Here is a 20,765-nt window from a genome sequence, read left to right as displayed (position 1 = left end):
CGCGATGGCGACGCTGGGCGCTGGGCCCGCGCTCGCCCAGCAAAAACGCCTGGAGATCATCCCGAGCGGCGAGTTCAAGCCGATCCCGATCGCCGTTCCGCCCTTCGTGCCCGGCGGGGCAGGGGATGCCGATGTCGGCAATGGCATTGCGCAGGTGATCACCAACAATCTGAAGCGCAGCGGGCTGTTCGTGCCGGTCGACCCGGCTGCGTTTCCCGAGCGCATCAGCAATTTCGAGGCGCCGCCGCAATTCGCGAGCTGGCGTCCGCTCGACCTGCGCGGGCTGGTGACGGGCCGCGCGACGCGGCAGCCGGACGGGCGCCTGAAGGCGGAGTTTCGGCTGTGGGACCCGAACTCGGGCCAGCAGCTCACCGGCCAGCAATATGTGACGGCGCCGGAATATTGGCGGCGCATCGCGCATATCATCTCGGACCAGATCTACACGCAGATGACCGGCGAGAAGGGCTATTTCGACAGCCGCGTCGTGTTCGTCGACGAGAGCGGCCCGTCGGATCGCCGCGTCAAGCGGCTCGCGCTGATGGACCAGGACGGCGCCAACGTCCGCTATCTCACCCGCGGCGCCGACCTCGTGCTGACGCCGCGGTTCTCGCCGTCGAGCCAGGAAATCACCTACATGGAGTTCGGGCAGGGCGACCCGAAGGTCTATCTGTTCAACATCGAGACCGGCCAGCGCGAGATCGTCGGCAACTTCCCCGGCATGTCGTTCTCGCCGCGCTTCTCGCCGGACGGCCAGCGCATCATCCTGAGCCTGCAGCAGGGCGGCAACTCCAACCTGTTCGTGATGGACCTGCGCTCGCGCACGACCACGCGGCTCACCGACACGCCGGCGATCGATACCTCGCCGTGCTACTCGCCGGACGGCAGCCAGATCTGCTTCGAGTCCGATCGCGGCGGCAAGCCGCAGATCTACGTGATGTCCTCCAGTGGCGGGGCAGCGCAGCGCATCTCGTTCGGCGAGGGCAGCTACTCGACGCCGGTGTGGTCGCCGCGCGGCGACTTCATCGCCTTCACCAAGCAGGGCGGCGGCCAGTTCGCGATCGGCATCATGAAGACGGACGGCTCGGGCGAGCGCATCCTCACCGCCGGCTTCCACAACGAAGGGCCGACCTTCTCGCCCAACGGCCGCGTGCTGATGTTCTTCCGTGACCCCGGCGGCACCGCCGGTCCGTCGCTGTACTCGATCGACGTCTCCGGCCGCTTCGAGCAGAAGGTGCCGACGCCGGGCTTCGCCTCGGATCCGGCCTGGTCGCCGCTGTTGTCGTGACGGTGAGCGAGGCTCTGGGCCCGCTCACGTCGTGGTGGACGCGATTTTTCGAGTCGCGCGAGGCGTGTTCTGTGGAAAGGTGGAACTATTAGTTGTAGTAGCCGGGTAGTGTTTGCCTAGTTCTCTGAATTTTCGAGCGAATTCGTGCATTTCGCGAGCGCGGAAACGCTCCGCTAACGATGTTCCCTCAGAAAGACTTCACCTGCGAGCGGTAATGTTTGTGCACCGAACAGGACGCGTGCGCACGAATGCAGCTTGCCACTCAGAATGGAGAAGACGATCGAAAGTTGTCGCCTGCGATCCAGGCGGCTCTCGTCGACTCCCTCTTCCAGGATCCCGGCCCGATGTTCGCCGGCGCACTCTGCGCCGCCGTCGCCGCCGTCATGACCGCGATCAAGAGCGGCGACGTCAATCTGTGGCCGTGTGCCGCGATGCTGATCATCGCAGGGGCGTTCCGTTCGCTCGACATGCGCTACTATCGGAGCCTCTGCGACAACGGTCGCCTCACGCAGGAGGCGGTCGAGCGCTGGGAGGTTCGCTACCAGATCGGCGCCATGATCTATGCGCTGGTGCTCGGCGTGTGGTGCGTAGTCGCCCTTGTCGACAACAGCGACCCGGTGGTGCACCTGATCGCGATCACGGTGACGCTCTGCTACATGTCGGCGGGCGCCGGCCGGACCTACGGGCGGCCTTGGATATTCCATGTCCAGATCCTGCTCGCCTGCGGACCGCTTGCAGTGGCTCTCGCGATCCACGGCAGCCCTTATTACCTGGGCATGGCGGCGTTCTGCGTCCTGTTCTTCGTGTCGCTGAAACATATCTCGACCAATCTGCAGAGGATCTTCGTTCAGGCCTTCGTGGCGCGCGAAAGCGAGGCTGCGCTGGCCAAGCAGTTCGATACGGCCCTGAACAACATGCCGCACGGCCTGTGCATGTTCCGCTCCGACGGGCGTCTGGCCGTGATGAACCACCGCTTCGGCCACATGATGAGCCTGCCGGATGACATCCTGCAGCGTGGCGGCAAGGCGGCCGACATCATCAACGCCTGCGTGATCGCAGGCTCGATCTCCGCTTCGAGCGGCCGGTTGATCCTGGCCGAGATCGAGCACACCAAGACCCATAACGTCATTACCAGCGATCCCGACGTCGCGCGCGATCGGTCGCTGTCCTGGACCTTCCAGCCGATGGCCGACGGCGGCGCAGTGGTCCTGCTCGAGGACATCACCGAGCGCCGGCATGCGGAGGCGCGCATCTCGCATCTGGCGCGCTATGACGAGCTCACGACCTTGCCGAACCGCGTCAGCTTCCGCGACGAGATCGAACGGCTGCTCAGGATTCCGCAGCGGCACGGCGAATTGTCCGCGCTGCTGTTCGTCGATCTCGACCGCTTCAAGCAGGTCAACGACACGCTCGGCCACCCCTGCGGCGATCAACTGCTCTGCGCGGTCTCCGAGCGGCTGCGCGACATGCTGCGTCCGGAAGACTTCGTCGCGCGCTTCGGCGGCGACGAGTTCGTGGTGTTCCAGCGCAACATCCGCTCCAACGATGACGCGGCCATGCTGGCGCGCCGGATCGTCGATCAGCTCAGCGAGCGCTACAAGATCGACAATCACCTGGTCGAGATCGGCGCCAGCGTCGGCATCGCCATGACTGGGCCGGGGATCAGCGCCGACACGCTATTGAAGAACGCCGACATGGCGCTGTACCGCGCCAAGGCCGAGGGACGGGGCACCTTCTGCTTCTTCCGCGACGAACTCGCCCAGACGGTCGAGGCGCGTCGCATCCTCGAGCTCGATCTGCGCAAGGCGCTGGCGAACGAGGAGTTCGAGCTGTTCTATCAGCCGCTGGTCAATCTGAAGTCCGGCAAGATCTCGACCTGCGAGGCGCTGCTGCGCTGGAACCACCCGGTGCGCGGCACGGTCTCGCCGGTCGACATTATTCCCGTCGCCGAGGACATGGGCCTGATCGTCGATCTCGGCCGCTGGATCCTGCGCAAGGCCTGCCTCGAATGCATGAAATGGCCGGATGCGGTCAGCGTCGCCGTCAACTTCTCGCCGCAGCAGTTCCATCAGCGCGATGTGCTCAGTGAGGTCCGCTACGCGCTCGAAGTGTCCGGGCTGCCGCCACATCGGCTCGAGATCGAGATCACCGAATCCTCGCTGTTGCGCAACACCCAGCTCACGCACGATGTGCTGTCGCAACTGCACATGCTCGGGGTTCGTATTTCGCTCGACGATTTCGGCACCGGCTATTCGAGCCTCAGCTATTTGCACAACTTCCCGTTGGAGAAGGTCAAGATCGATCGCTCTTTCCTCGAAGGCATCGACAGCGATCGGCCGCTGACCCTGTTGCGCGGTGTCGCAAGATTGTCCGCCGATCTCGGCATGTCGGTGGTGGTGGAGGGCATCGAGACCAACGAGCAGCTCGAACTGGTCAGCGCCGACGGCACGGTCACCGAGGCGCAGGGCTATCTGTTCAGCCGGCCCGTCCCCGCAATCCGCATCCGACAGCTCCTGAATGCCTCGCATGGGCGCCGTTCGAGCGACGGGGCGATCGCGGCCGCCGGCGGGACACGTTCGATCGCATGATCACCCGACCTCCGCCTTGATGCGGACGTGCCGCGAAGATCGACCGGCGCTGGAGGCGAGCTCTGTGCGTAGCATCCCGTCGGTCCTCTCTACGAGCGTGGCTCGCACGTGAATGGCGATGTGACAACCCCACGTCGCACCATTCGGAAACATTGCACGCGTCTACCAAGCGAATCCGTTTCGATTTGACACGCAAGTGATCCGAAGCAATCCGTCCGCTGCAGCGTCCAATCCCGTAAGTCACGGTTGCGCCTCCGGGATTCTGCGAGCCGTTAACTTTGTACCGCCGAAAGCTTTGCGTCGGCATTAACCCGCTGTTAAGCTCATACTGCTCGTAGGAGTTGTGTGAGAAGGGGTTGCGGATGAAGTCGGCGGCTAGAGTAAGTGCCGTTGCTGAACAGAAGTCGGATGTGCTGGAGAACGTGGACTATCGACTGGCGCTGACTGTTGAGGACAAGGACGAGATCTATCGGCTGCGCTACCGCGCCTATCTGCGTGAAGGCGCCATCCTCCCGTCGCCCAGCGAACGCGTCACCGACGAATATGACGATCTTCCCAACAGCTTCATCTTCGGCGTCTACGTCAATGGCGAGCTCTACAGCTCGATCCGCATCAGCGTCGTGAACTCGCAATGGCGCCGATCGTTGTCCTCGGACATGTTCGCCGACTTGCTGCATCCCGAGCTTGATCGCGGGAAGGTCGTCATCGACCCGACACGGTTCGTCGCCGACCATGAGAAGGCGCGGCTGTTTCCGGCGCTTCCCTATGTGACGGTCCGGCTCGGCTACGTCGCCTGCGCCCACTTCAATGCGGACATCGGTCTCGCCAACGTCCGCCCCGAGCATCGCGCCTTCTACAAGAAGGTGTTCCTGCAGGAACCATGGGGTGAGCCGCGGCTCTACTCCGGCCTCACCAAGCCGGTCGGCCTGGTGGCGGCGCATTACCCTTCGATCCGCGATCGCGTGTTCCAGCGCTTTCCGTTCATGCGCTCGAGCGCGTTCGAACGGCGGATGCTGTTCGATCGTCCCGCGCCGGACGCCTTCACTGATTCGTTCAGGATTCAGGCGGTCGCGAAGGCCGGCTGATCATCGGCCGATATCGGGGCCAGTTCGGCCGTCTGGCCGGTTCACACCGTGGCCCTGATGCAAATTCAGCGAAAAAGCGCCCTGCTGCAGGCGTCGCGCCGCTTGCCTTCACCCTGGCGCCACATTTACAACCCATTAACCATCGCGGTCGCTTTTCGGGTTTCGTTAGCATTTGACGGGGTTCGGCAAGACCCCATCAAGGTTGACGGAACGTTCGCTTAACCATCGCCCTGTAGACCGGATGGCAGTCTAAGAACGTGAGCGTGGAGGCTCCGGGAATGAAATATCAGATGCGTATCCTCCAGGGATTGAAGTTGGCCGCCGTGCTGGCCGTGGCGCTGTCGATGGGCGCCTGCGCCAACAAGAATCTCACCGGGGCCGACGGGGCGATGGCCAGCGCTGCGACTCCAGGCAGCCAGCAGGACTTCGTCGTGAATGTCGGCGATCGCGTCTTCTTCGAGAGCGATCAGACCGATCTCACGCCGCAGGCGATCGCGACCTTGGAGAAGCAGGCGCAGTGGCTGCAGAGCTATCCGCGCTACTCCTTCACGATCGAGGGCCATGCCGACGAGCGCGGCACCCGCGAGTACAACATCGCGCTGGGCGCGCGGCGCGCGCAGTCGGTCCGCAACTTCCTGGTGTCGCGCGGCATCGACCAGGGCCGCATGCGCACGATCTCCTACGGCAAGGAGCGGCCGGTGGCGGTTTGTAACGATATCTCGTGCTGGTCGCAGAACCGTCGTGCGGTGACGGTCCTGAACGCCAGTTCATAAAGCTGAACGAATCCGTTGCTGATGAAGCCGGCGTCGCCCATCGACGCCGGCTTCATTGTTTGTGATCGGCAGGTCTTGTCCGGGCTTGGTCTTGTCTTCGCTTGAACGTCATTTGTCTCTATCGCATTTCTGCTTTACAGCCTCGCTCACAGGCTTGTTTTCAATGTCTCGCCGATCCGGTCGTCAGGGCAGCATGTCATTCATGTTTCTTCCACGGAGCGCCGCCGCGATCCTCGCAGCGCTCGTCGTTTTCTCGTGCCAGGCATTTTCGTCGCGGGCGCTCGCCCAGACCGACGATGATCCCGAGATCCGGATTCAGCGGCTCGAAAACCAGCTCCGGCAACTGACCGGTCAGAACGAGGAGCTGCAATATCGCAATCGCCAGCTCGAGGAGCGGCTGCGGCAACTGCAGAGCGCAGCACCCGGCGGCGCCCCCGCGGCGCAGCCGAGCGCGGCCGCGCCGGCGCAGGCCAATCCCGCCTACGGCCAGCCTCCACAGCCGGCCTACGGGCAGCAGCAATATGGCCAGCAGCAGTACGGCCAGCCGCAACAGGCCTCTCCCCAGCAGCAGCCGGGCTATGCGCAGCCGCAGGCCGGCGCGCCGGTGCAAATCGTCCAGGAGCCGGCGGCCCCTGGCCGGGGCCGCCGCGGCGATGCGTTCGATCCGAGCCAGAATCCGACGGCTCCCGGCGCCCCGCAAGCGCTCGGCGGCGGCCAGTTGCCGATCCAGCCGGGTGGCGGCCAGGCCGCCGGCCGTCCCGCCGGCGATCCCACGACTCTCGCCAACACGGGCGGTCGCTATCCCCAGGGTGCGCCGCCGGCCGCCGCTCCGGGCGCAGTTGGACTGGAGACCGCGCCGCCGCGGCAGACGCCGCGCGACGAATACGACCTCGGCATCGGCTACATGCAGCGCCGCGACTACGCGCTGGCCGAGCAGACGATGCGCAACTTCACCCAGAAATATCCGAACGATCCGATGGTCGGCGACGCGCAATATTGGCTCGGCGAGAGCTTCTACCAGCGTCAGCAATATCGCGATGCCGCCGAGGTCTTCCTCGCCGTGACGACGAAATACGAGAAGTCGGGCAAGGCGGCGGATGCGCTGCTCCGGCTCGGCCAGTCGCTGGCCGCGCTGAAGGAGAAGGAGGCGGCCTGCGCCGCGTTCGGCGAAGTGACGCGCAAATATCCGCGCGCGTCGGCGGGCGTGAAGGCGACGGTCGATCGCGAGCAGAAGCGGGTGAAGTGCTGAACGCCCCCGGGCGAGGGTAGGCCTCTCGCTTACGACCGACGGGGCGGGTAGGCTGCGGCGCCATGTCGAAGGCCGGTTCCGAAGATGATCTTGCGATCTCCGCCGCCGAAGCGGAGCGCCTGTTCGCGCCGCTTTCGGCGGCGCCCGTGCTGGTGCTCGCCGTATCGGGCGGTCCGGATTCGATGGCTCTGATGTGGCTCGCGGCGCGGTGGCGCGCGGGGCTTGCGCAGGGGCCGCGCCTTGTGGCTGTGACGGTCGACCATGCTCTGCGGCGCGACTCCGCCCGTGAAGCCCGCATGGTGAAGGAGACCGCGCGGCGGCTCGCAATTCCACATCGGACCTTGCGCTGGAACGATGAGAAGCCGGACACCGGGATTCCCGAAGCGGCGCGCCTGGCAAGATACCGCCTGCTGGCGCGCGCGGCGCGGCAGGCGGGCGCCGGACACGTCGTCACCGCCCACACCCGTGACGACCAGGCCGAGACCGTGCTGATGCGGCTCTTGCGTGGCAGCGGCATTGCGGGGCTCGCGGCGATGGCACCGCTCAGCGAGCGGGAAGGGCTGTTGCTGGCGCGGCCTCTGCTCGACGTTGCCAAGGCCAGGCTGGTGGCGACGCTGCGCTCGGCCGGGATCCCCTTCGCAGATGATCCGACCAATCAAGATCCCGCCTTCACCCGGCCGCGGCTGCGCGCTCTGATGCCGGCTCTGGCCGCCGAGGGCGGTGATGCCCGGACGCTGGCGACGCTGGCCGACCGGCTCGGACGGGCCAATGCCGCGATCGAATTGATGGCGGATGGCGCCGAACGCTATCTCGCATTGCGAGCGGCCGGCACCGGGCCCGGACAGGCGGATCACGGCGAGACCTTCGAGGCGCGCGCCTTTGTCGCACTCCCGGCAGAAATCAAACTGAGGCTGCTGATGCGCGCCATCAATCGCATTGGCACTGAAGGTCCCGTGGAACTCGGCAAGGCCGAGGCGCTGCTGGCGCGGCTGGACCGGACTCTTGCGGGGAACGCCGATGGCGGTACGTCTGCTCCGGGCAGGCTAAAACAGACCCTGGCTGGTGCACTGGTAAGCATGACGCGAGGCGCGATCCGCATCACGCCCGCGCCGCCGCGGCGGTCGGGCGCGACTTGAAGCGGCTCGTCGCTTTCGCGGACCCTTAACCACCGGCCCTGGCAGCGGTTTCCCGCGCTTTTTTTGAGCGGGAATCGGGCTAGGATGCGATAAATAGTCCTTTCTAGTTCCCTTGGCATTGCCGCGAGTGGTACCTAGATTACGAGACGGTCGACCGGGGGATTCCCTCGTGGCTACCCAGGGATGAGTCCGAGGACGAACGGCCGCGATCCGCGCGACCACGAAGGAAAATCGATGAACGCCAATCTGCGCAATTTCGCCCTTTGGGTCATTATTGTCCTGTTGCTGTTGGCGCTGTTCACACTCTTCCAGAACCCGGGGCAACGCGCGTCCTCGACCGACATCAACTTCTCGCAGTTGTTGACCGAGGTCGATCAGGGCAATGTGCGCGACGTTGTGATCCAGGGGCCGGAGATTCACGGCACCTTCAAGAACGGCTCGTCGTTCCAGACCTACGCGCCGAGCGATCCGAACCTCGTGAAGCGCCTGTACGACGCCAAGGTCAACATCCAGGCCAAGCCGCCCGGCGACAACGTGCCGTGGTTCGTGTCGCTGCTGGTCTCGTGGCTGCCCTTCATCGCGCTGATCGGCGTCTGGATCTTCCTCTCCCGGCAGATGCAGGGCGGCGCCGGCAAGGCGATGGGCTTCGGCAAGTCGCGCGCCAAGATGCTGACCGAGGCGCACGGCCGGGTGACGTTCGAGGACGTCGCCGGCGTCGACGAGGCCAAGCAGGACCTGCAGGAGATCGTCGAATTCCTGCGCGATCCCGGCAAATTCCAGCGGCTCGGCGGCCGCATTCCGCGCGGCGTGCTGCTGGTCGGCCCTCCCGGCACCGGCAAGACGCTGATCGCGCGCGCCGTCGCCGGTGAAGCCAACGTGCCGTTCTTCACCATTTCTGGTTCTGACTTCGTCGAGATGTTCGTCGGCGTCGGCGCCAGCCGCGTCCGCGACATGTTCGAGCAGGCCAAGAAGAACGCGCCCTGCATCATCTTCATCGACGAAATCGACGCCGTCGGTCGCCATCGCGGAGCCGGTCTCGGCGGCGGCAATGACGAGCGCGAGCAGACCCTCAATCAGTTGCTGGTCGAGATGGACGGCTTCGAGGCCAACGAGGGCGTGATCCTGATCGCAGCCACCAACCGGCCCGACGTGCTCGATCCTGCCCTGATGCGTCCCGGCCGCTTCGACCGCCAGGTCGTGGTCTCGAACCCGGACATCATCGGCCGCGAGCAGATCCTCAAGGTTCATGTCCGCAAGGTGCCGCTGGCGCCGGACGTCAACCTCAAGACCATCGCCCGCGGCACGCCCGGCTTCTCCGGAGCCGACCTGATGAACCTCGTCAACGAGGCTGCTCTGACCGCCGCTCGTCGCAACAAGCGGATGGTAACGCAGTCCGAGTTCGAGGAGGCCAAGGACAAGGTGCTGATGGGCGCCGAGCGCCGCTCGATGGTGATGACCGAGGAAGAGAAGATGCTGACCGCCTATCACGAGGCGGGACATGCGATCGTCGGCCTCAACGTCCCGAGCCACGACCCGATCCACAAAGCCACCATCATTCCGCGCGGCCGCGCGCTCGGCATGGTGCAGTCGCTGCCCGAGGCCGACCGTCACTCGCATACGCGTGAGTGGTGCGTCTCGAAGCTCGCGATGATGTTCGGGGGCCGCGAGGCCGAGGTGCAGAAGTTCGGTGCGGAGAAGGTGACCAATGGCGCCACCGGCGACATCCAGCAGGCCACCAACCTCGCCCGCGCGATGGTCATGGAATGGGGCATGTCGGACAAGCTCGGCCGCGTGCGCTACCAGAGCAATGAGCAGGAGGTCTTCCTGGGTCATTCGGTGGCGCGCTCGACCAACATCTCCGACGATACCGCCCGCCTGATCGACTCCGAAATTCGCGGCCTGATCGAGGCCGGCGAGCAGGAGGCGCGCCGCATCATCACCGAGAAGCGCGACGACTGGGAAGCGATCGCCCAGGCGCTGCTCGAATACGAGACGCTGACCGGCGAGGAGATCAACGACCTCCTGAAGGGCAAGAAGCCGAACCGCGAATCGGCGGTCGAGCCGTCGACGCCGCGCGCGTCGGCCGTGCCGCCGGCCGGCAAGCCGCGGCCGCGGCCCGATCCGGGCCTGGAGCCACAGCCGCAGGCGTGAGCCAGGGTGATATGCAACGGACTTCCGACGGTCAGCCTATCTGATCCGGAAGATCGAGAGAGACGACAGGCCCGGCTTACAGCCGGGCTTTTCGTTTGTTTGGAGTCGTGCCGGCGGCAGTCCGATTCGCGCGCGGTGGGCGCGCGTTCTGTTTGTCAGGTCTTTCGTTGACGGGTTGCCGCGCCGCGGACCGCCTCCAGCGCCGCGCATCACGGCTTGTCGAACCAGGCCTTCCACTGCGGGACGGCGGTGGCGAACGTGCCGCGATGGCTGGTTGGTCCCGTCGACACCGCCTCGACCTTGCTGTTGCCGGCGCCGATCGCCTGCTGATAGGTCATCGCCAGCCGGCCGAGACCGGTCGAGATTGCCTCGTCGGTCTCGCCGTAATAGTTGCGCACCGGCGTCTTGATGATCCAGCGATAGGCTTGCGTCTGCGCGACCAGGCGGCCGTAGGCCGACGCCGCGAAATACTGCGCATCGAAATAGTCGGGCTTGAGCAGCTCGTGCAGATCGGTCGGAACGTCGGCGACGTTGAAGGGCTCGCGCTCATAGGCCTTGCGGGCGACGTCGTAATAGGTGTCGCTGATCACCGAGCGCGCCAGCCCCGGCACCGCATAGTAGTTCTCGAACGCGAACGCCGACAGGATGAACAGCGAATTGACCCAGGCGGCGTCGTTCTTGCGCGGGAAGCTCAGGAAGCCGTTGAGCGCCACGGACACGTCGACAGGGGCGCTCGCCGTCGCCGCTGCCGCGACCTGCACGCCGGCGCTTTCGAGCTTCTCGAGAAAGGCCATGGTCACGAAGCCGCCTTGCGACCAGCCGGCGATGTCGAGCCTGGCGCTCGTCAGCTTCATCTGCTTGAGCACGGCGCGGCTCGCCCGCAGCATGTCGTAGGTGGCCTGCTGATGGCTGGCCTTCACCATGTAGCCTTCCGGCTCGGTCGAGATGCCCATTCCGAAATAGTCGGCGCCGATCAGCAGATAGCCTTGTCCTGCGAACTGCGCGATCATCAGCTGCGTCTCGGGCGACTGCTCCGGAAACGACGGCACCTCCTGCTTTCCGTACACCGTGCCGTGCTGATAGGACACCATCGGCAGGCTGGTCTCGCCGGTCTCGGGCACCGCGAGCAGGCCGCTCGCCGTGATCGGCTTGTTGCCGCGCTCGGGGACGACGGACGCATAGGTGACGCGATAGAGTCGCACGGCGTTGCGGGCCGGGGTGTAGGTCACCGAAACGCCCGCGAATTTCGGCGTGTCGACGGTGAGGATGGTGTTCAGCCGGGCGACGTCCCAGCGGGCCAGATACTCATAGCTCACGTCGGAGGAGACGCGGACCGGACCCTTGTCCTGGGCGCGGCTTGCGGCCGGCCAAGGGGCGCAAACGAGCAGCGCGATGAGAGCGCGATAAACGAACATGGGATCTCCCCGGCCTGCCGCCGTTGGTTGCATTCGGACCCCTGCGATACAGATCGCGCGTAAACAATCGGTGCGGCGCCGGCGGTCGCGCGCCGTCGCCCACGCTTAAGCCTTCTTCAAGCGTCCCCGCCTATGTCTCGATCGGGAGGCGCCCATGCAGGCGCGGGGCGAGGTCCAGATGGCTGACAATCCTGATGCCGCCGCGATCCCATCGCAGCGTCGTGACGTTCCGCTCGGCCTGTTCGCGGCCTGCTTCGCGCTCGCCTGCATCAACGCCTCGTTCTTCCCGGCCGGGCTGTGGTCGGGCACCTGGATCTGGGACCAGGCGGGTCTCGGCATTCCCACCGATTTCGTCAATGTCTGGGCGGCCGGCAAGCTGGCGCTGCAGGGACATCCGGCGCTGGCCTGGGACTGGGACGTGCAGCGCCAGGTCGAGCTCGACCTGCTGCGGCAGGATTTCCCGGGCTACTTTGCCTGGCACTATCCGCCGCCGTTCCTGTTCGTCGCAGCGTTCCTGGCGCAGTTTCCCTACACGCTCGCCTTCGTCGGCTGGGTCTATGCCAGCTTTGTTCCCTATGCGCTCGCGATGCGCGCGATCGTCGGCCGCGGCTTCGGCCTGCTGCTCGCAGCCGGCTTTCCGGCCCTGTTCTCGAACGCGCTGGTCGGGCAGAACGGATGCCTCACCGCCGCGCTCGTCGGCGGCACGCTCTATCTGCTGCCGGTGCGGCCGGTGCTGGCGGGGATCTGTCTCGGGCTCCTGACCTACAAGCCGCAATATGGCCTGCTCTTCCCGATCGTGCTGATCGCCACCCAACGCTGGACAGCCTTCGTCTCTGCGAGCGTCACCGCGATCGTTCTGGCGCTGCTGTCATGGCTCGCCTTCGGGCTGGAGAGCTGGCAGGCCTTTTTCCATTGGCTGCCGATGTTTTCGCAGGCGTTCCTGACCGAGGGCAAGGCGACCTGGTGGAAGCTGCAGAGCCTGTTTTCGCTCGTGCGCTATTTCGGCGGCTCGGAAGCGCTTGGCTGGACCTTCCAATGGGTGCTGACCGCGGCCGTTGCGGTCGTGCTGGTGACGCTGTGGCGCAGCCCGGTGCGCTACGCGCTGAAGGCGGCGGCGCTGGCCGTCGGGCTGCTGCTGACGACGCCCTATTTGTTCATGTACGACATGATGGTTCAGGCCATCGCGGTGGCATGGCTGGTGCGGATCGGCCTCGCCGAGGGCTTTCGCCGCTACGAGCTGCCCGCGCTCGGCGGCATCGCGGCGCTTCAGATCACGTTCATGCTGTCCGGGATTCCGCTCGGGCTTGCGGCCAATCTGATCCTGGCCGGCCTGGTGCTGGCGCGCGCCGGCTCGTGGTGGCGTCGGCAGCCGGCGCCCGCCGCGGCGGCGCTCGCGAGCGCCTGACACACCGGTTGGGGCCGGGCAGGGTCATGATTTCCCTTGTCTTCCTTCGTGAACAGGTGTTCAGTTCTTCCCAGCCATTTGTGAGGTCGATCCTCCAAAAACACTGAACCAGCGTTCGCCGGGTGCCCTGGACGAGCGCGTCCGGGACGAGAAACGCCATGGTCTATCGGCGAACCCATCAGGTCGTGAAGCGGCTCGCGGCTCGCCGCAGCGCGATCCTGGCTGCCGCCCGCGAAACCGCCGCGGAAGGCGGCATGTCTGCCGTCCAGATCGCCCCGGTGGCGATCCGGGCCAATGTCGCAGCCGGCACCGTCTATCGCTACTTTCCCTCCAAGGCGGATCTGATCTCGGAGCTGATCGCGGAAGTCTCGCGCGATGAGCTTGCCGCCGTCCGGCGCGCCGCCGATGCCGCTCCCGGTCCATCCTCGGCGCTGGCTGCCGCGGTGTCCACGGTCGCAGTGCACATCCTGTCGCAGCGCAAGCTCGCCTGGGGCATCCTGGCCGAGCCGGTCGACGTCGACGTGACGGCGTCACGGATCGCGAGCCGCCGCGAGATCGTCGGCGAGATCGCCTCGCGGATCGACGCGGCCGTCCGTGCCGGCCATCTTCCGGCGCAGGACACCCAGTTGGCCGCGACCGCGCTGCTCGGCGCGCTGCACGAGGCGCTGGTGGGGCCGCTGGCGACCGAGAATCCCGACGACCCTGCCAAGCTCCGCGACACCGTTCAGGCGGTCACCCTGCTGGCGCTGCGCGCGGTCGGCGTCATGGATGCGCGTGCGCGCGGTCTCGTCGTGCAGGCCGTGCTGCCGGTCAGGAGCCTGGTCGGCGCGTAGTCCGCGCCGCCCATGCCTTACCCTTGGGACGCAAGGCCGCGCTTAAGCAAGGATTCACCCGTCGCGGCGATGGTGAGGCTGGCGTGCCGCGAGAGCACCGCCTTGCCCCACTCCAGGTGCCTCCTCAGACGATGTCGATTGCACGCAACCCTCTGGCGACGCGCCTCGTCATCGCCGGATCGGCCGCCGCCGGCGCTGTCTATGCATATCTCGCCGGCGAGGACATCAACTGGGACTGGCAGAACTATCACGACTATGCCGGCTTCGCGCTGCTGCATGGCCGCTTCGACATCGACGTCGCGCCTGGCGGCTTTCAGAGCTTCCTCAATCCGCTGATCTACCTGCTGCCTTACGCGGTCCGCCACGGGCTCGATGCGCCGTGGTGGGGCGTCGCGCTGGGCGCGCTGCACGGCCTCAATCTCGCGCTGGTCTATTGGGTTGCGCGCGTGCTGCTCCGGCGCGCGTCTGACGCGTTCACGCTCAGCGCCGCGCTCATCATCGCCGCCCTCAGTCCGATGGCGCTGTCCGAGGTCGGCACCAGCTTCGCCGACATTCTCACGACCATTCCGATCCTCGCCGGCATCGCGCTGATCTTCGGGGAGGACGATGAGCGCGGCCGACGTTTCGTCGCCGCTGGCCTGCTGATCGGCGCGGCCACGGGACTGAAGCTCACCAATGCGACGTTTCTGGTCGGAGCCGGCGTCTCGCTGCTCCTGGTGGCGCGGCCGTGGCGCGCGATCGTCGCATTCGGCGCGGGCAGTTCGGCCGGCGTGATCGTGACCGCGGGGCCGTGGGCATTGAAGATGGCGCGCGACTACGGCAGCCCGCTGTTTCCATTCTACAACACGATCTTCCGCTCGCCCGAAGCGCCGCAGGCCTCGATCGTCGATACGCGCTTCATGCCGCAGGGACTGCTCGATGCGCTCGCCTATCCGTTCTACTGGGTGATCGGCAAGCATCCCTCGTCGGAATGGCCGTTCCGCGATCCGCGTTTCGCCGTCGTGATCGTGCTGCTCATCGCGCTGATCGTCACCGGCCTGTGGCAGCGGCGCGAGGTGCTGCCGCTGCGCGACCGGCGCCTCCTGATCTTCTTCTGGCTCAGCTACGTCCTGTGGATGCTGGCCTTCTCGATCCAGCGCTATCTGATGCCGCTCGAGCTGTTGTCGGCGCCGCTGATCGTGCTGCTGCTCATCCGCCTGGTCGATGCTTGGCGTGCAGACGCTGGGCCGGTCGCGTCACCATCGCGGCGGATGACGCAGGCCGTCACGGTGATGGCCGCGCTCGGCATCGCGCTGGCGTCGCAGCCGACCGACTGGATGCGGCGGCCATGGTCAGATCCCTACCGGCCGCAGCTCGCGGCGGACCTGCAACGTCCCGCGACGTTCCTGCTGCTGCAGAAGCCGCTCGGCTACGTCACGTCGTTCCTGCCACAGGGCTCGCGCGTCTATCAGTTGTCCGAGCTCGTGGTGCCGATCGTGTCCGGCGGCGTGCTGGACCGCCGGGTTCGCAACGGCCTGGCCAATCCGCTGCCGGGAGGCGTGTGGGCGCTGTATTTCTCCAAGAGCCCGGCCGACAACCCGCCGCGGCTCGAGGTGCTTGCGGACTATGATCTCCAGATCGATGCGTCGCGTGGCTGCGAGCGCATCCCCGGCGCCGCCGGCATTGCCATCGAGGCCTGTCCGGTGATCGCGCGGGCCAAGCCCCCGTCCACGGCCGGACTGGGCGCGATCGATAGGACCCAATAGGTCGTCTCAGATATGGGCGTCGCTCGACGGCCCGACATAGGCGATGCGCACCATGTTCGTGGTGCCGGGTGTGCCGAGCGGCACGCCGGCGACGATGATGACGCGCTGTCCGGCGCGGACGAAGCCGTCGCGGAAGGCAATCGAGCCGGCGCGCTCGACCATGTCGTCCTGGTCGCGCGCGTCCTCGGCCACCACGCAGTGCACGCCCCACACGACCGACAGGCGGCGTCCGGTTGCCAGGTTCGGGGTGATCGCGACCACCGGCGGCTTCGGCCGCTCGCGCGCGACGCGGATCGCGGTGGAGCCGGACGAGGTCCAGCAGATGATCGTAGGAAGATCGAGATTCTCGGCGATCCGCCGTGCGGCCTCGGCGATCGCATCGCCCGCGGTCGATTCCGGCTCGGGACGCTGCGCCGCGATCACCGAGCGATAGACCACGTCGCGCTCGACCTCCTCGCCAATGCGGTTCATGGTCGAGACCGCCTCGACCGGGTATTTGCCGGCGGCCGACTCGGCCGACAGCATGATCGCGTCGGCGCCTTCATAGACCGCAGTGGCGACGTCGGAGACCTCGGCGCGCGTCGGCACCGGCGACTGGATCATCGATTCCAGCATCTGTGTCGCGACCACCACCGGCTTGCCGGCGCGGCGCGCCAGCCGCGTCATCTGCTTCTGCAGGCCGGGCACGCGCTCCAGCGGCAGCTCGACGCCAAGGTCGCCGCGCGCCACCATCAAAGCATCGGAGACGTCGACGATGTCGTTGAGCCGGTCGATCGCCTGCGGCTTCTCGATCTTCGACATCACGGCGGCGCGGCCGCGGATGATCTTCTTGGCTTCCAGCACGTCGTCGGCGCGCTGCACGAAGGACAGCGCGATCCAGTCGATGCCAATGTTCAAGGCTGCATCGAGGTCGGCCCGGTCCTTCGGCGTCATCGCCGAGACCGGCAGGTCGGTGTCCGGCAGGCTCACGCCCTTGCGGTCGGACATCTTGCCGCCGATCACGACCCGGGTGACGGCGCGGGTTGGCGAGGTCTCCTCGGCGATCAGCCGCACCTTGCCGTCATCCAGCAGCAGCGCATGTCCCGGCTGCAGGGCGGCCAGGATTTCCGGATGCGGCAGATGGACCCGCGTCGCATCGCCCGGTGTCTTGTCGGAATCGAGCACGAAGCTCTGGCCGTTGTTGAGCTGAACCGGGCCGTCGGCGAAGGTGCCGAGCCTGAGCTTCGGACCCTGGAGATCGACCAGAATGCCGATCGGGCGGCCGTAGCTCGCTTCGACGCTGCGGATCGTCGTCACCAGCTCCCGCAGCTTGTCGTGCGGGGTGTGGCTCATGTTGATCCTGAATATGTCGGCCCCGGCCTCGAACAGCTTGCGAATCATCGCGCTGTCCGAGGAGGCGGGGCCGAGCGTCGCGAGGATCTTGATGCGTCGCAGCCGCCTCATGGCTTGGGTGCTTGCCCTGGCGGCAGGGCCGGTGCGGCTGCCGGCGGCGCACCTTGCGGCCCATTGGGCAGACCTGGAACGTTGCCTCCGGGTCCCAACGTACCGGGAATTCCGGGCACGCGCTGCTGCGCCGGCTGCTCATTGGCCTCGGTGAGCTGCACCGTCCAGGCGCGCTGGTCGCCGGTGTCGACCTCGAAGAAGCCGGTGCGGTCGAAGCCGCGAGCCAGGCAATTGTCGGTGCCCTTGATGGTGAATTCCTTGTCGCGCGAGCACATGAAGGCCTGTCCCGACCATTCACCGCCACGGTCATAGTCGAGCGCGTAGATGTAATAATAGCGTGCCACCAGCGTGCCCTTGAGAAGGGTCTCGCAGCTGCGTGACGACACGTTCCACCAGCCTTCCGTGGTCCAGCCTTCAGCGTCCTTGTAGCCGAGGGCGATCCCGACCCGGCTGGAGGTGTTGTTGCAGAGCCGGAAATCGGCGGCCGCCGGAGTGGACGACAGACAGAGCGCGGCCAGCCCAAGCAGCGAAAGCAGTCCGTAGCCAGGGCGGAAGGGATTGCGATGCAGGAGAGAGGAGATTTTGGGGATCATTGCGCGACGCTATATCAACCGTTGAACGATGTCGCTGGGCTTGGCTGCGGCTGTCAACGCCATGACGATCTCGTGCGAAGCCGCTGCGATCCAGCGCCTCGCTCCTCCTGACGGCGCTGCGATATGGCCAAATCTGCGACGAAGCCTCATTATATAGCAGACATCCGTCATGGCGCGGAACAGGGAACAAAGAGATGACGATGGACAGCACCACCCGGACCGAACTCGAAGCCGCCGCCTTTCGCCGGCTCGTCGAGCATCTGCGGACCAGAACCGACGTTCAGAACATCGATCTGATGAATCTGGCGGGGTTCTGCCGCAACTGCCTCTCCAACTGGCTGAAGGACGCCGCCGACGCCCAGGGGGCGCCAATGACCAAGGACGAGAGCCGCGAGGCGGTCTATGGCATGCCTTACGAGGAATGGAAGGCGAAGTACCAGCGCGAGGCCAGCGCCGAGCAGCGCGAAGCCTTCAAGAAGGCGCATCCGGGCCACTGATTCCTAAACGAGCGCGCAGGAGACGCGCTTTACTGCCGTTCGCGCGCGAGCCCAGACTTGGCAGGGGCTTCGAAGGCGAATCGGGTCCTGCGCAGGATGGCGACGAAACACAAGTGGCGCGGCCGGCTTCTGTGGGCTTCACGCTACGCAGGCCAACAAGATGTGGGCCGCTCTGTGGATGAGGACGATGTCGCCTTGACGCGGGGCACGCCAGATTTGAGGGTCGCGGCGAACATGTAGCGCCCTTTGGCGCCTTCCTTGGACACACGAGTTCCGCTCAGGAGTATCAGATGGCCACCTCCGCCGCCGCGAAGGACGACGACTCGCCCGCGACCCGCTTTGCCGTAGACCAGCTCAAGTCGATCATCGAGCGGATCGAGCGTCTCGAGGAGGAGAAGAAGGCGATCTCCGAAGACATCAAGGACGTCTACGCCGAAAGCAAGGGCAATGGCTTCGACGTCAAGGCGCTGCGCACGATCATTCGGCTGCGCAAGCAGGACCCGAACGAGCGCCAGGAAGAGGAAAGCATCCTCGAGACCTATATGCAGGCGCTCGGAATGATCTGAGCAGCCGGCCTCGCTCACCTGGAGGAGACCTCGGCTGCCCCTGACGGGGGATTCGCTTTCTCCCAGTTCGCGCCGGCGGCATGCGGCCATCGACGCTGCACTCCAGCTCGTCAATGCTGAGGAGAACGACGAACCGGCTGTCGCGGTGTCAGCGCAAGGCTGCCGCGCGCATGGCGAAGGATTTGGTTTCGAGCTTGATGATCGCCGGCCCTGTGAACTGATCGTAGCTCAGTCCCGGCGTCGGCTCGGCGGTGAAGCTCATCGCCAGCGCGACCTGCGGCTTGACGAAATAGCTGCGCATCACGGTGAGGTCCACGTCGCCCATTTTCGTCACGGACATCGATGACGATGCGCTCGGCGTCAGCATGATGGCCCGCATCCAGGTCGAATCGGGACCCTTGGCCGCCGAGATTCGCGTCGCCATCGTGATGGCGCCGTCCTGACCTTGGCCGTTCTTCGCGGCCGCCGGGGCGGCCTCAGGCACCGGCGCGACGCTGCGGGTCGCCGGGCGGGAGTTTCGCACCGGGATGGGGGCCGTGGAGGCGACATTGGCGCGATCGAGCGGAGAGGAGGCCGGGGGTGCGAAGGCCATGGCCTGCATCAGGCTTGCGGTCTGCTGCTGATCGATCGATGACAGCGCACGGCGCGCCGTGATCGCGGCAACCTGCTCGGGGGTGGCCTGCTTCGGCGTGCTGGGATTGTCACCCCAGAAGCCGCGCGAATTGATGATGTCGGCGACGCTCTGCGGCGCGCCGTCCCTGGATTTGCTGCCGACGGCGCTTGTCGTTTCGGACTTCGTCTCGGGCTTGGTCGCCGCGGGCTGAGCGGCAGATTGCGCATCCGCGGAGGCCAATTGCAGGGCATTGGCGATCTTGCCGCGCGTGGTGGCGGCTTTGCTGTCCACCGATCGCTCGACGGTCCGGCCGTCCTTGTCGGAGCTCTTGTCAGCCGGCTTCGCGGCGAGTGCCGCAGTCTGGACCGGCTTGGCGTCGACCTTGCTCTCGCTCTCGCCAGACTCCTCGTCATCCTCGCTCGGACGACCGCGGAACAGCCTTGCAAACAGGTTGGGGCGGCTGGACGACGCGTCATCGCCATTGCCGCGTTTCTCGATCTCGGCCTTGGCCAGCTCATAGCCCTTGAGCGGAACGCCGTTGCTCGGCACGTGAACGGTCTTGCCGTCCGGGAACACGCGGGCGAGCTGGTCAGCCGTCATCCGCGGCCAGTGCCGGATGTTGCCGGTGTCGAGGTGCACGAAGGGCGAGCCGGAAGTCGGGTAGAAGCCGACGCCGCCGCGCTGCAGGCGCAGGCCGGCGAAGCGGATCTGCTCGAGCGGCACGTTCGGAATGTAGAAATCCATCGCGTGGCCCAGCATGTGCTGGCTGTGCCGCGCCACCCCGGAATGCGCCGAGCGACGGCGCAGCATCGAGTTGGTGGCGGGCGACCGGTACGACGAGATGATCTGGATCGGCTGCTTGGCGTCGACGTCGCGATAGACCTCCCAGAGGATGTCGAACAGGCGGCGGTCCATGACCGTCTCGTCCTGGGTACGCCAGTCGCGGAGGAAGTGATTGAGCTTCTTCAGCGCGTCTTCGTCATAGCGGCCCTCGCGCTTGAAGGTGACCGTCAGGTCCTCGCCGGAATGGGTGTGGTGGAAGGAGAGGGTGTGGGTTTCATTCAGCGCCGCCGCGTCATGCACCGATCCGGCGCCGATGAGCAGCAGCAGCGCCGCCAGCCCGCATTGGCATCCAGCCTTCCAACCCGCCCTCGTGAGCGAAACAGATTGGCGCGCGAAAACAGACAGCAAGATGCAGCCACCCCGTCGACGAGCGTTTACTCGATGACCCTCTTGCGGCCCGTCCGGCGGAAGAGAGAGGAAACGCTTACCTAAGGCGGGATGGTTAAGGGATACTGACCGACCCGCCCCCCAATTACCCTTAACATATACTCTTGAGTGTGGCGAAAAAGAGCCATCGAATCTTGGTTGATCATTGTGGTTAACCT

General features: G+C 66.0%; 16 protein-coding genes. 12 read left to right on the top strand and 4 right to left on the bottom strand.

What is annotated here, in order from left to right; genetic code table 11:
• The first annotated feature begins 4 nt into the window (after positions 1 to 4).
• The 7 genes from tolB to ftsH all read left to right on the top strand — a co-directional run bounded on the left by tolB (position 5) and on the right by ftsH (position 10,267).
• On the top strand, positions 5 to 1,285 hold the full coding sequence (tolB, locus tag QX126_RS03650) for a Tol-Pal system beta propeller repeat protein TolB (RefSeq protein WP_315779397.1): 1,281 nt from the start codon (positions 5 to 7) through the stop codon (positions 1,283 to 1,285).
• A 248-nt stretch (positions 1,286 to 1,533) separates the two neighbouring features.
• Positions 1,534 to 3,873 carry a putative bifunctional diguanylate cyclase/phosphodiesterase gene (locus tag QX126_RS03645; protein ID WP_315736317.1) on the top strand — a complete coding sequence of 780 codons (2,340 nt, stop codon included), beginning with the start codon at positions 1,534 to 1,536 and terminating at the stop codon, positions 3,871 to 3,873.
• Positions 3,874 to 4,235: 362 nt separating this feature from the next.
• The gene (locus tag QX126_RS03640; RefSeq protein ID WP_315779316.1) at positions 4,236 to 4,958 is read left to right on the top strand and encodes an N-acyl amino acid synthase FeeM domain-containing protein; all 723 of its coding nucleotides are present in this window, start codon (positions 4,236 to 4,238) and stop codon (positions 4,956 to 4,958) included.
• Between the two features lie 278 nt (positions 4,959 to 5,236).
• Positions 5,237 to 5,731, top strand: coding sequence for a peptidoglycan-associated lipoprotein Pal (gene pal, locus QX126_RS03635; RefSeq protein ID WP_315736319.1), 495 nt, complete (start codon positions 5,237 to 5,239; stop codon positions 5,729 to 5,731).
• Positions 5,732 to 5,933: 202 nt separating this feature from the next.
• Positions 5,934 to 6,980, top strand: a complete 1,047-nt coding sequence (gene ybgF / locus QX126_RS03630) for a tol-pal system protein YbgF (RefSeq protein ID WP_315779315.1) — start codon at positions 5,934 to 5,936, stop codon at positions 6,978 to 6,980.
• 62 nt (positions 6,981 to 7,042) lie between these two features.
• Positions 7,043 to 8,116 (top strand): tRNA lysidine(34) synthetase TilS, encoded by a 1,074-nt coding sequence (tilS, locus tag QX126_RS03625; protein ID WP_315779313.1) that lies wholly within the window; start codon positions 7,043 to 7,045, stop codon positions 8,114 to 8,116.
• Between the two features lie 234 nt (positions 8,117 to 8,350).
• The gene (gene ftsH, locus QX126_RS03620; RefSeq protein ID WP_315777758.1) at positions 8,351 to 10,267 is read left to right on the top strand and encodes an ATP-dependent zinc metalloprotease FtsH; all 1,917 of its coding nucleotides are present in this window, start codon (positions 8,351 to 8,353) and stop codon (positions 10,265 to 10,267) included.
• A gap of 209 nt (positions 10,268 to 10,476) precedes the next feature.
• On the opposite strand, the gene QX126_RS03615 is transcribed toward ftsH, so the two are convergent.
• A complete protein-coding gene (locus QX126_RS03615; protein ID WP_315779311.1) occupies positions 10,477 to 11,682 on the bottom strand; it encodes an alpha/beta hydrolase family protein in 1,206 nt (401 codons plus the stop codon).
• A 178-nt stretch (positions 11,683 to 11,860) separates the two neighbouring features.
• On the opposite strand from QX126_RS03615, the gene QX126_RS03610 reads away from it, so the two are divergent.
• The 3 genes from QX126_RS03610 (at position 11,861) to QX126_RS03600 (ending at position 15,665) form a co-directional block, all read left to right on the top strand.
• A complete protein-coding gene (locus QX126_RS03610) occupies positions 11,861 to 13,087 on the top strand; it encodes a glycosyltransferase family 87 protein (RefSeq protein WP_315779395.1) in 1,227 nt (408 codons plus the stop codon).
• Between the two features lie 158 nt (positions 13,088 to 13,245).
• Complete coding sequence (locus tag QX126_RS03605) at positions 13,246 to 13,920, top strand: helix-turn-helix domain-containing protein (protein WP_315717573.1); 675 nt, start codon at positions 13,246 to 13,248, stop codon at positions 13,918 to 13,920.
• Positions 13,921 to 14,051: 131 nt separating this feature from the next.
• Complete coding sequence (locus QX126_RS03600; RefSeq protein WP_315779310.1) at positions 14,052 to 15,665, top strand: glycosyltransferase family 87 protein; 1,614 nt, start codon at positions 14,052 to 14,054, stop codon at positions 15,663 to 15,665.
• A gap of 6 nt (positions 15,666 to 15,671) precedes the next feature.
• Here the strand turns inward: QX126_RS03600 and pyk are convergent, their stop codons facing one another.
• Together pyk and QX126_RS03590 are read right to left on the bottom strand one after the other, a co-directional pair.
• Positions 15,672 to 17,108, bottom strand: a complete 1,437-nt coding sequence (pyk, locus tag QX126_RS03595) for a pyruvate kinase (RefSeq protein ID WP_315736327.1) — start codon at positions 17,106 to 17,108, stop codon at positions 15,672 to 15,674.
• Entirely contained in the window at positions 17,105 to 17,701 is a 597-nt protein-coding gene (locus QX126_RS03590) for a DUF1036 domain-containing protein (protein ID WP_315736328.1), read from the bottom strand. The genes pyk and QX126_RS03590 overlap by 4 nt, the downstream gene beginning before the upstream one ends.
• A gap of 200 nt (positions 17,702 to 17,901) precedes the next feature.
• On the opposite strand from QX126_RS03590, the gene QX126_RS03585 reads away from it, so the two are divergent.
• Both QX126_RS03585 and QX126_RS03580 read left to right on the top strand, forming a co-directional pair.
• Positions 17,902 to 18,198: a DUF1244 domain-containing protein gene (locus tag QX126_RS03585; protein ID WP_315736329.1), complete on the top strand. Its 297-nt coding sequence runs from the start codon at positions 17,902 to 17,904 to the stop codon at positions 18,196 to 18,198.
• A gap of 290 nt (positions 18,199 to 18,488) precedes the next feature.
• On the top strand, positions 18,489 to 18,764 hold the full coding sequence (locus tag QX126_RS03580) for a DUF2312 domain-containing protein (RefSeq protein WP_008961835.1): 276 nt from the start codon (positions 18,489 to 18,491) through the stop codon (positions 18,762 to 18,764).
• A gap of 148 nt (positions 18,765 to 18,912) precedes the next feature.
• Here the strand turns inward: QX126_RS03580 and QX126_RS03575 are convergent, their stop codons facing one another.
• Positions 18,913 to 20,568, bottom strand: a complete 1,656-nt coding sequence (locus tag QX126_RS03575) for a DUF882 domain-containing protein (RefSeq protein WP_315779308.1) — start codon at positions 20,566 to 20,568, stop codon at positions 18,913 to 18,915.
• Positions 20,569 to 20,765: the final 197 nt, after the last annotated feature.

Source organism: Bradyrhizobium sp. SZCCHNPS1003, assembly GCF_032381555.1.
In the GTDB taxonomy this organism is placed as follows: Bacteria; Pseudomonadota; Alphaproteobacteria; order Rhizobiales; family Xanthobacteraceae; genus Bradyrhizobium.
The sequence above is the reverse complement of the archived record's forward strand: the minus strand, read 5'-3'. Positions and strand labels throughout refer to the sequence as shown.

Coding starts and splice junctions, on each gene's coding strand:
- pal (WP_315736319.1), top strand. CDS start 5,237: ATGAAATATCAGATGCGTATCCTCCAGGGATTGAAGTTGGCCGCCGTG.
- tilS (WP_315779313.1), top strand. CDS start 7,043: ATGTCGAAGGCCGGTTCCGAAGATGATCTTGCGATCTCCGCCGCCGAA.
- QX126_RS03645 (WP_315736317.1), top strand. CDS start 1,534: ATGCAGCTTGCCACTCAGAATGGAGAAGACGATCGAAAGTTGTCGCCT.
- QX126_RS03640 (WP_315779316.1), top strand. CDS start 4,236: ATGAAGTCGGCGGCTAGAGTAAGTGCCGTTGCTGAACAGAAGTCGGAT.
- ftsH (WP_315777758.1), top strand. CDS start 8,351: ATGAACGCCAATCTGCGCAATTTCGCCCTTTGGGTCATTATTGTCCTG.
- tolB (WP_315779397.1), top strand. CDS start 5: ATGGCGACGCTGGGCGCTGGGCCCGCGCTCGCCCAGCAAAAACGCCTG.
- QX126_RS03605 (WP_315717573.1), top strand. CDS start 13,246: ATGGTCTATCGGCGAACCCATCAGGTCGTGAAGCGGCTCGCGGCTCGC.
- QX126_RS03580 (WP_008961835.1), top strand. CDS start 18,489: ATGGCCACCTCCGCCGCCGCGAAGGACGACGACTCGCCCGCGACCCGC.
- QX126_RS03590 (WP_315736328.1), bottom strand. CDS start 17,701: ATGATCCCCAAAATCTCCTCTCTCCTGCATCGCAATCCCTTCCGCCCT.
- QX126_RS03600 (WP_315779310.1), top strand. CDS start 14,052: ATGTCGATTGCACGCAACCCTCTGGCGACGCGCCTCGTCATCGCCGGA.
- ybgF (WP_315779315.1), top strand. CDS start 5,934: ATGTTTCTTCCACGGAGCGCCGCCGCGATCCTCGCAGCGCTCGTCGTT.
- pyk (WP_315736327.1), bottom strand. CDS start 17,108: ATGAGGCGGCTGCGACGCATCAAGATCCTCGCGACGCTCGGCCCCGCC.
- QX126_RS03610 (WP_315779395.1), top strand. CDS start 11,861: ATGGCTGACAATCCTGATGCCGCCGCGATCCCATCGCAGCGTCGTGAC.
- QX126_RS03615 (WP_315779311.1), bottom strand. CDS start 11,682: ATGTTCGTTTATCGCGCTCTCATCGCGCTGCTCGTTTGCGCCCCTTGG.
- QX126_RS03585 (WP_315736329.1), top strand. CDS start 17,902: ATGGACAGCACCACCCGGACCGAACTCGAAGCCGCCGCCTTTCGCCGG.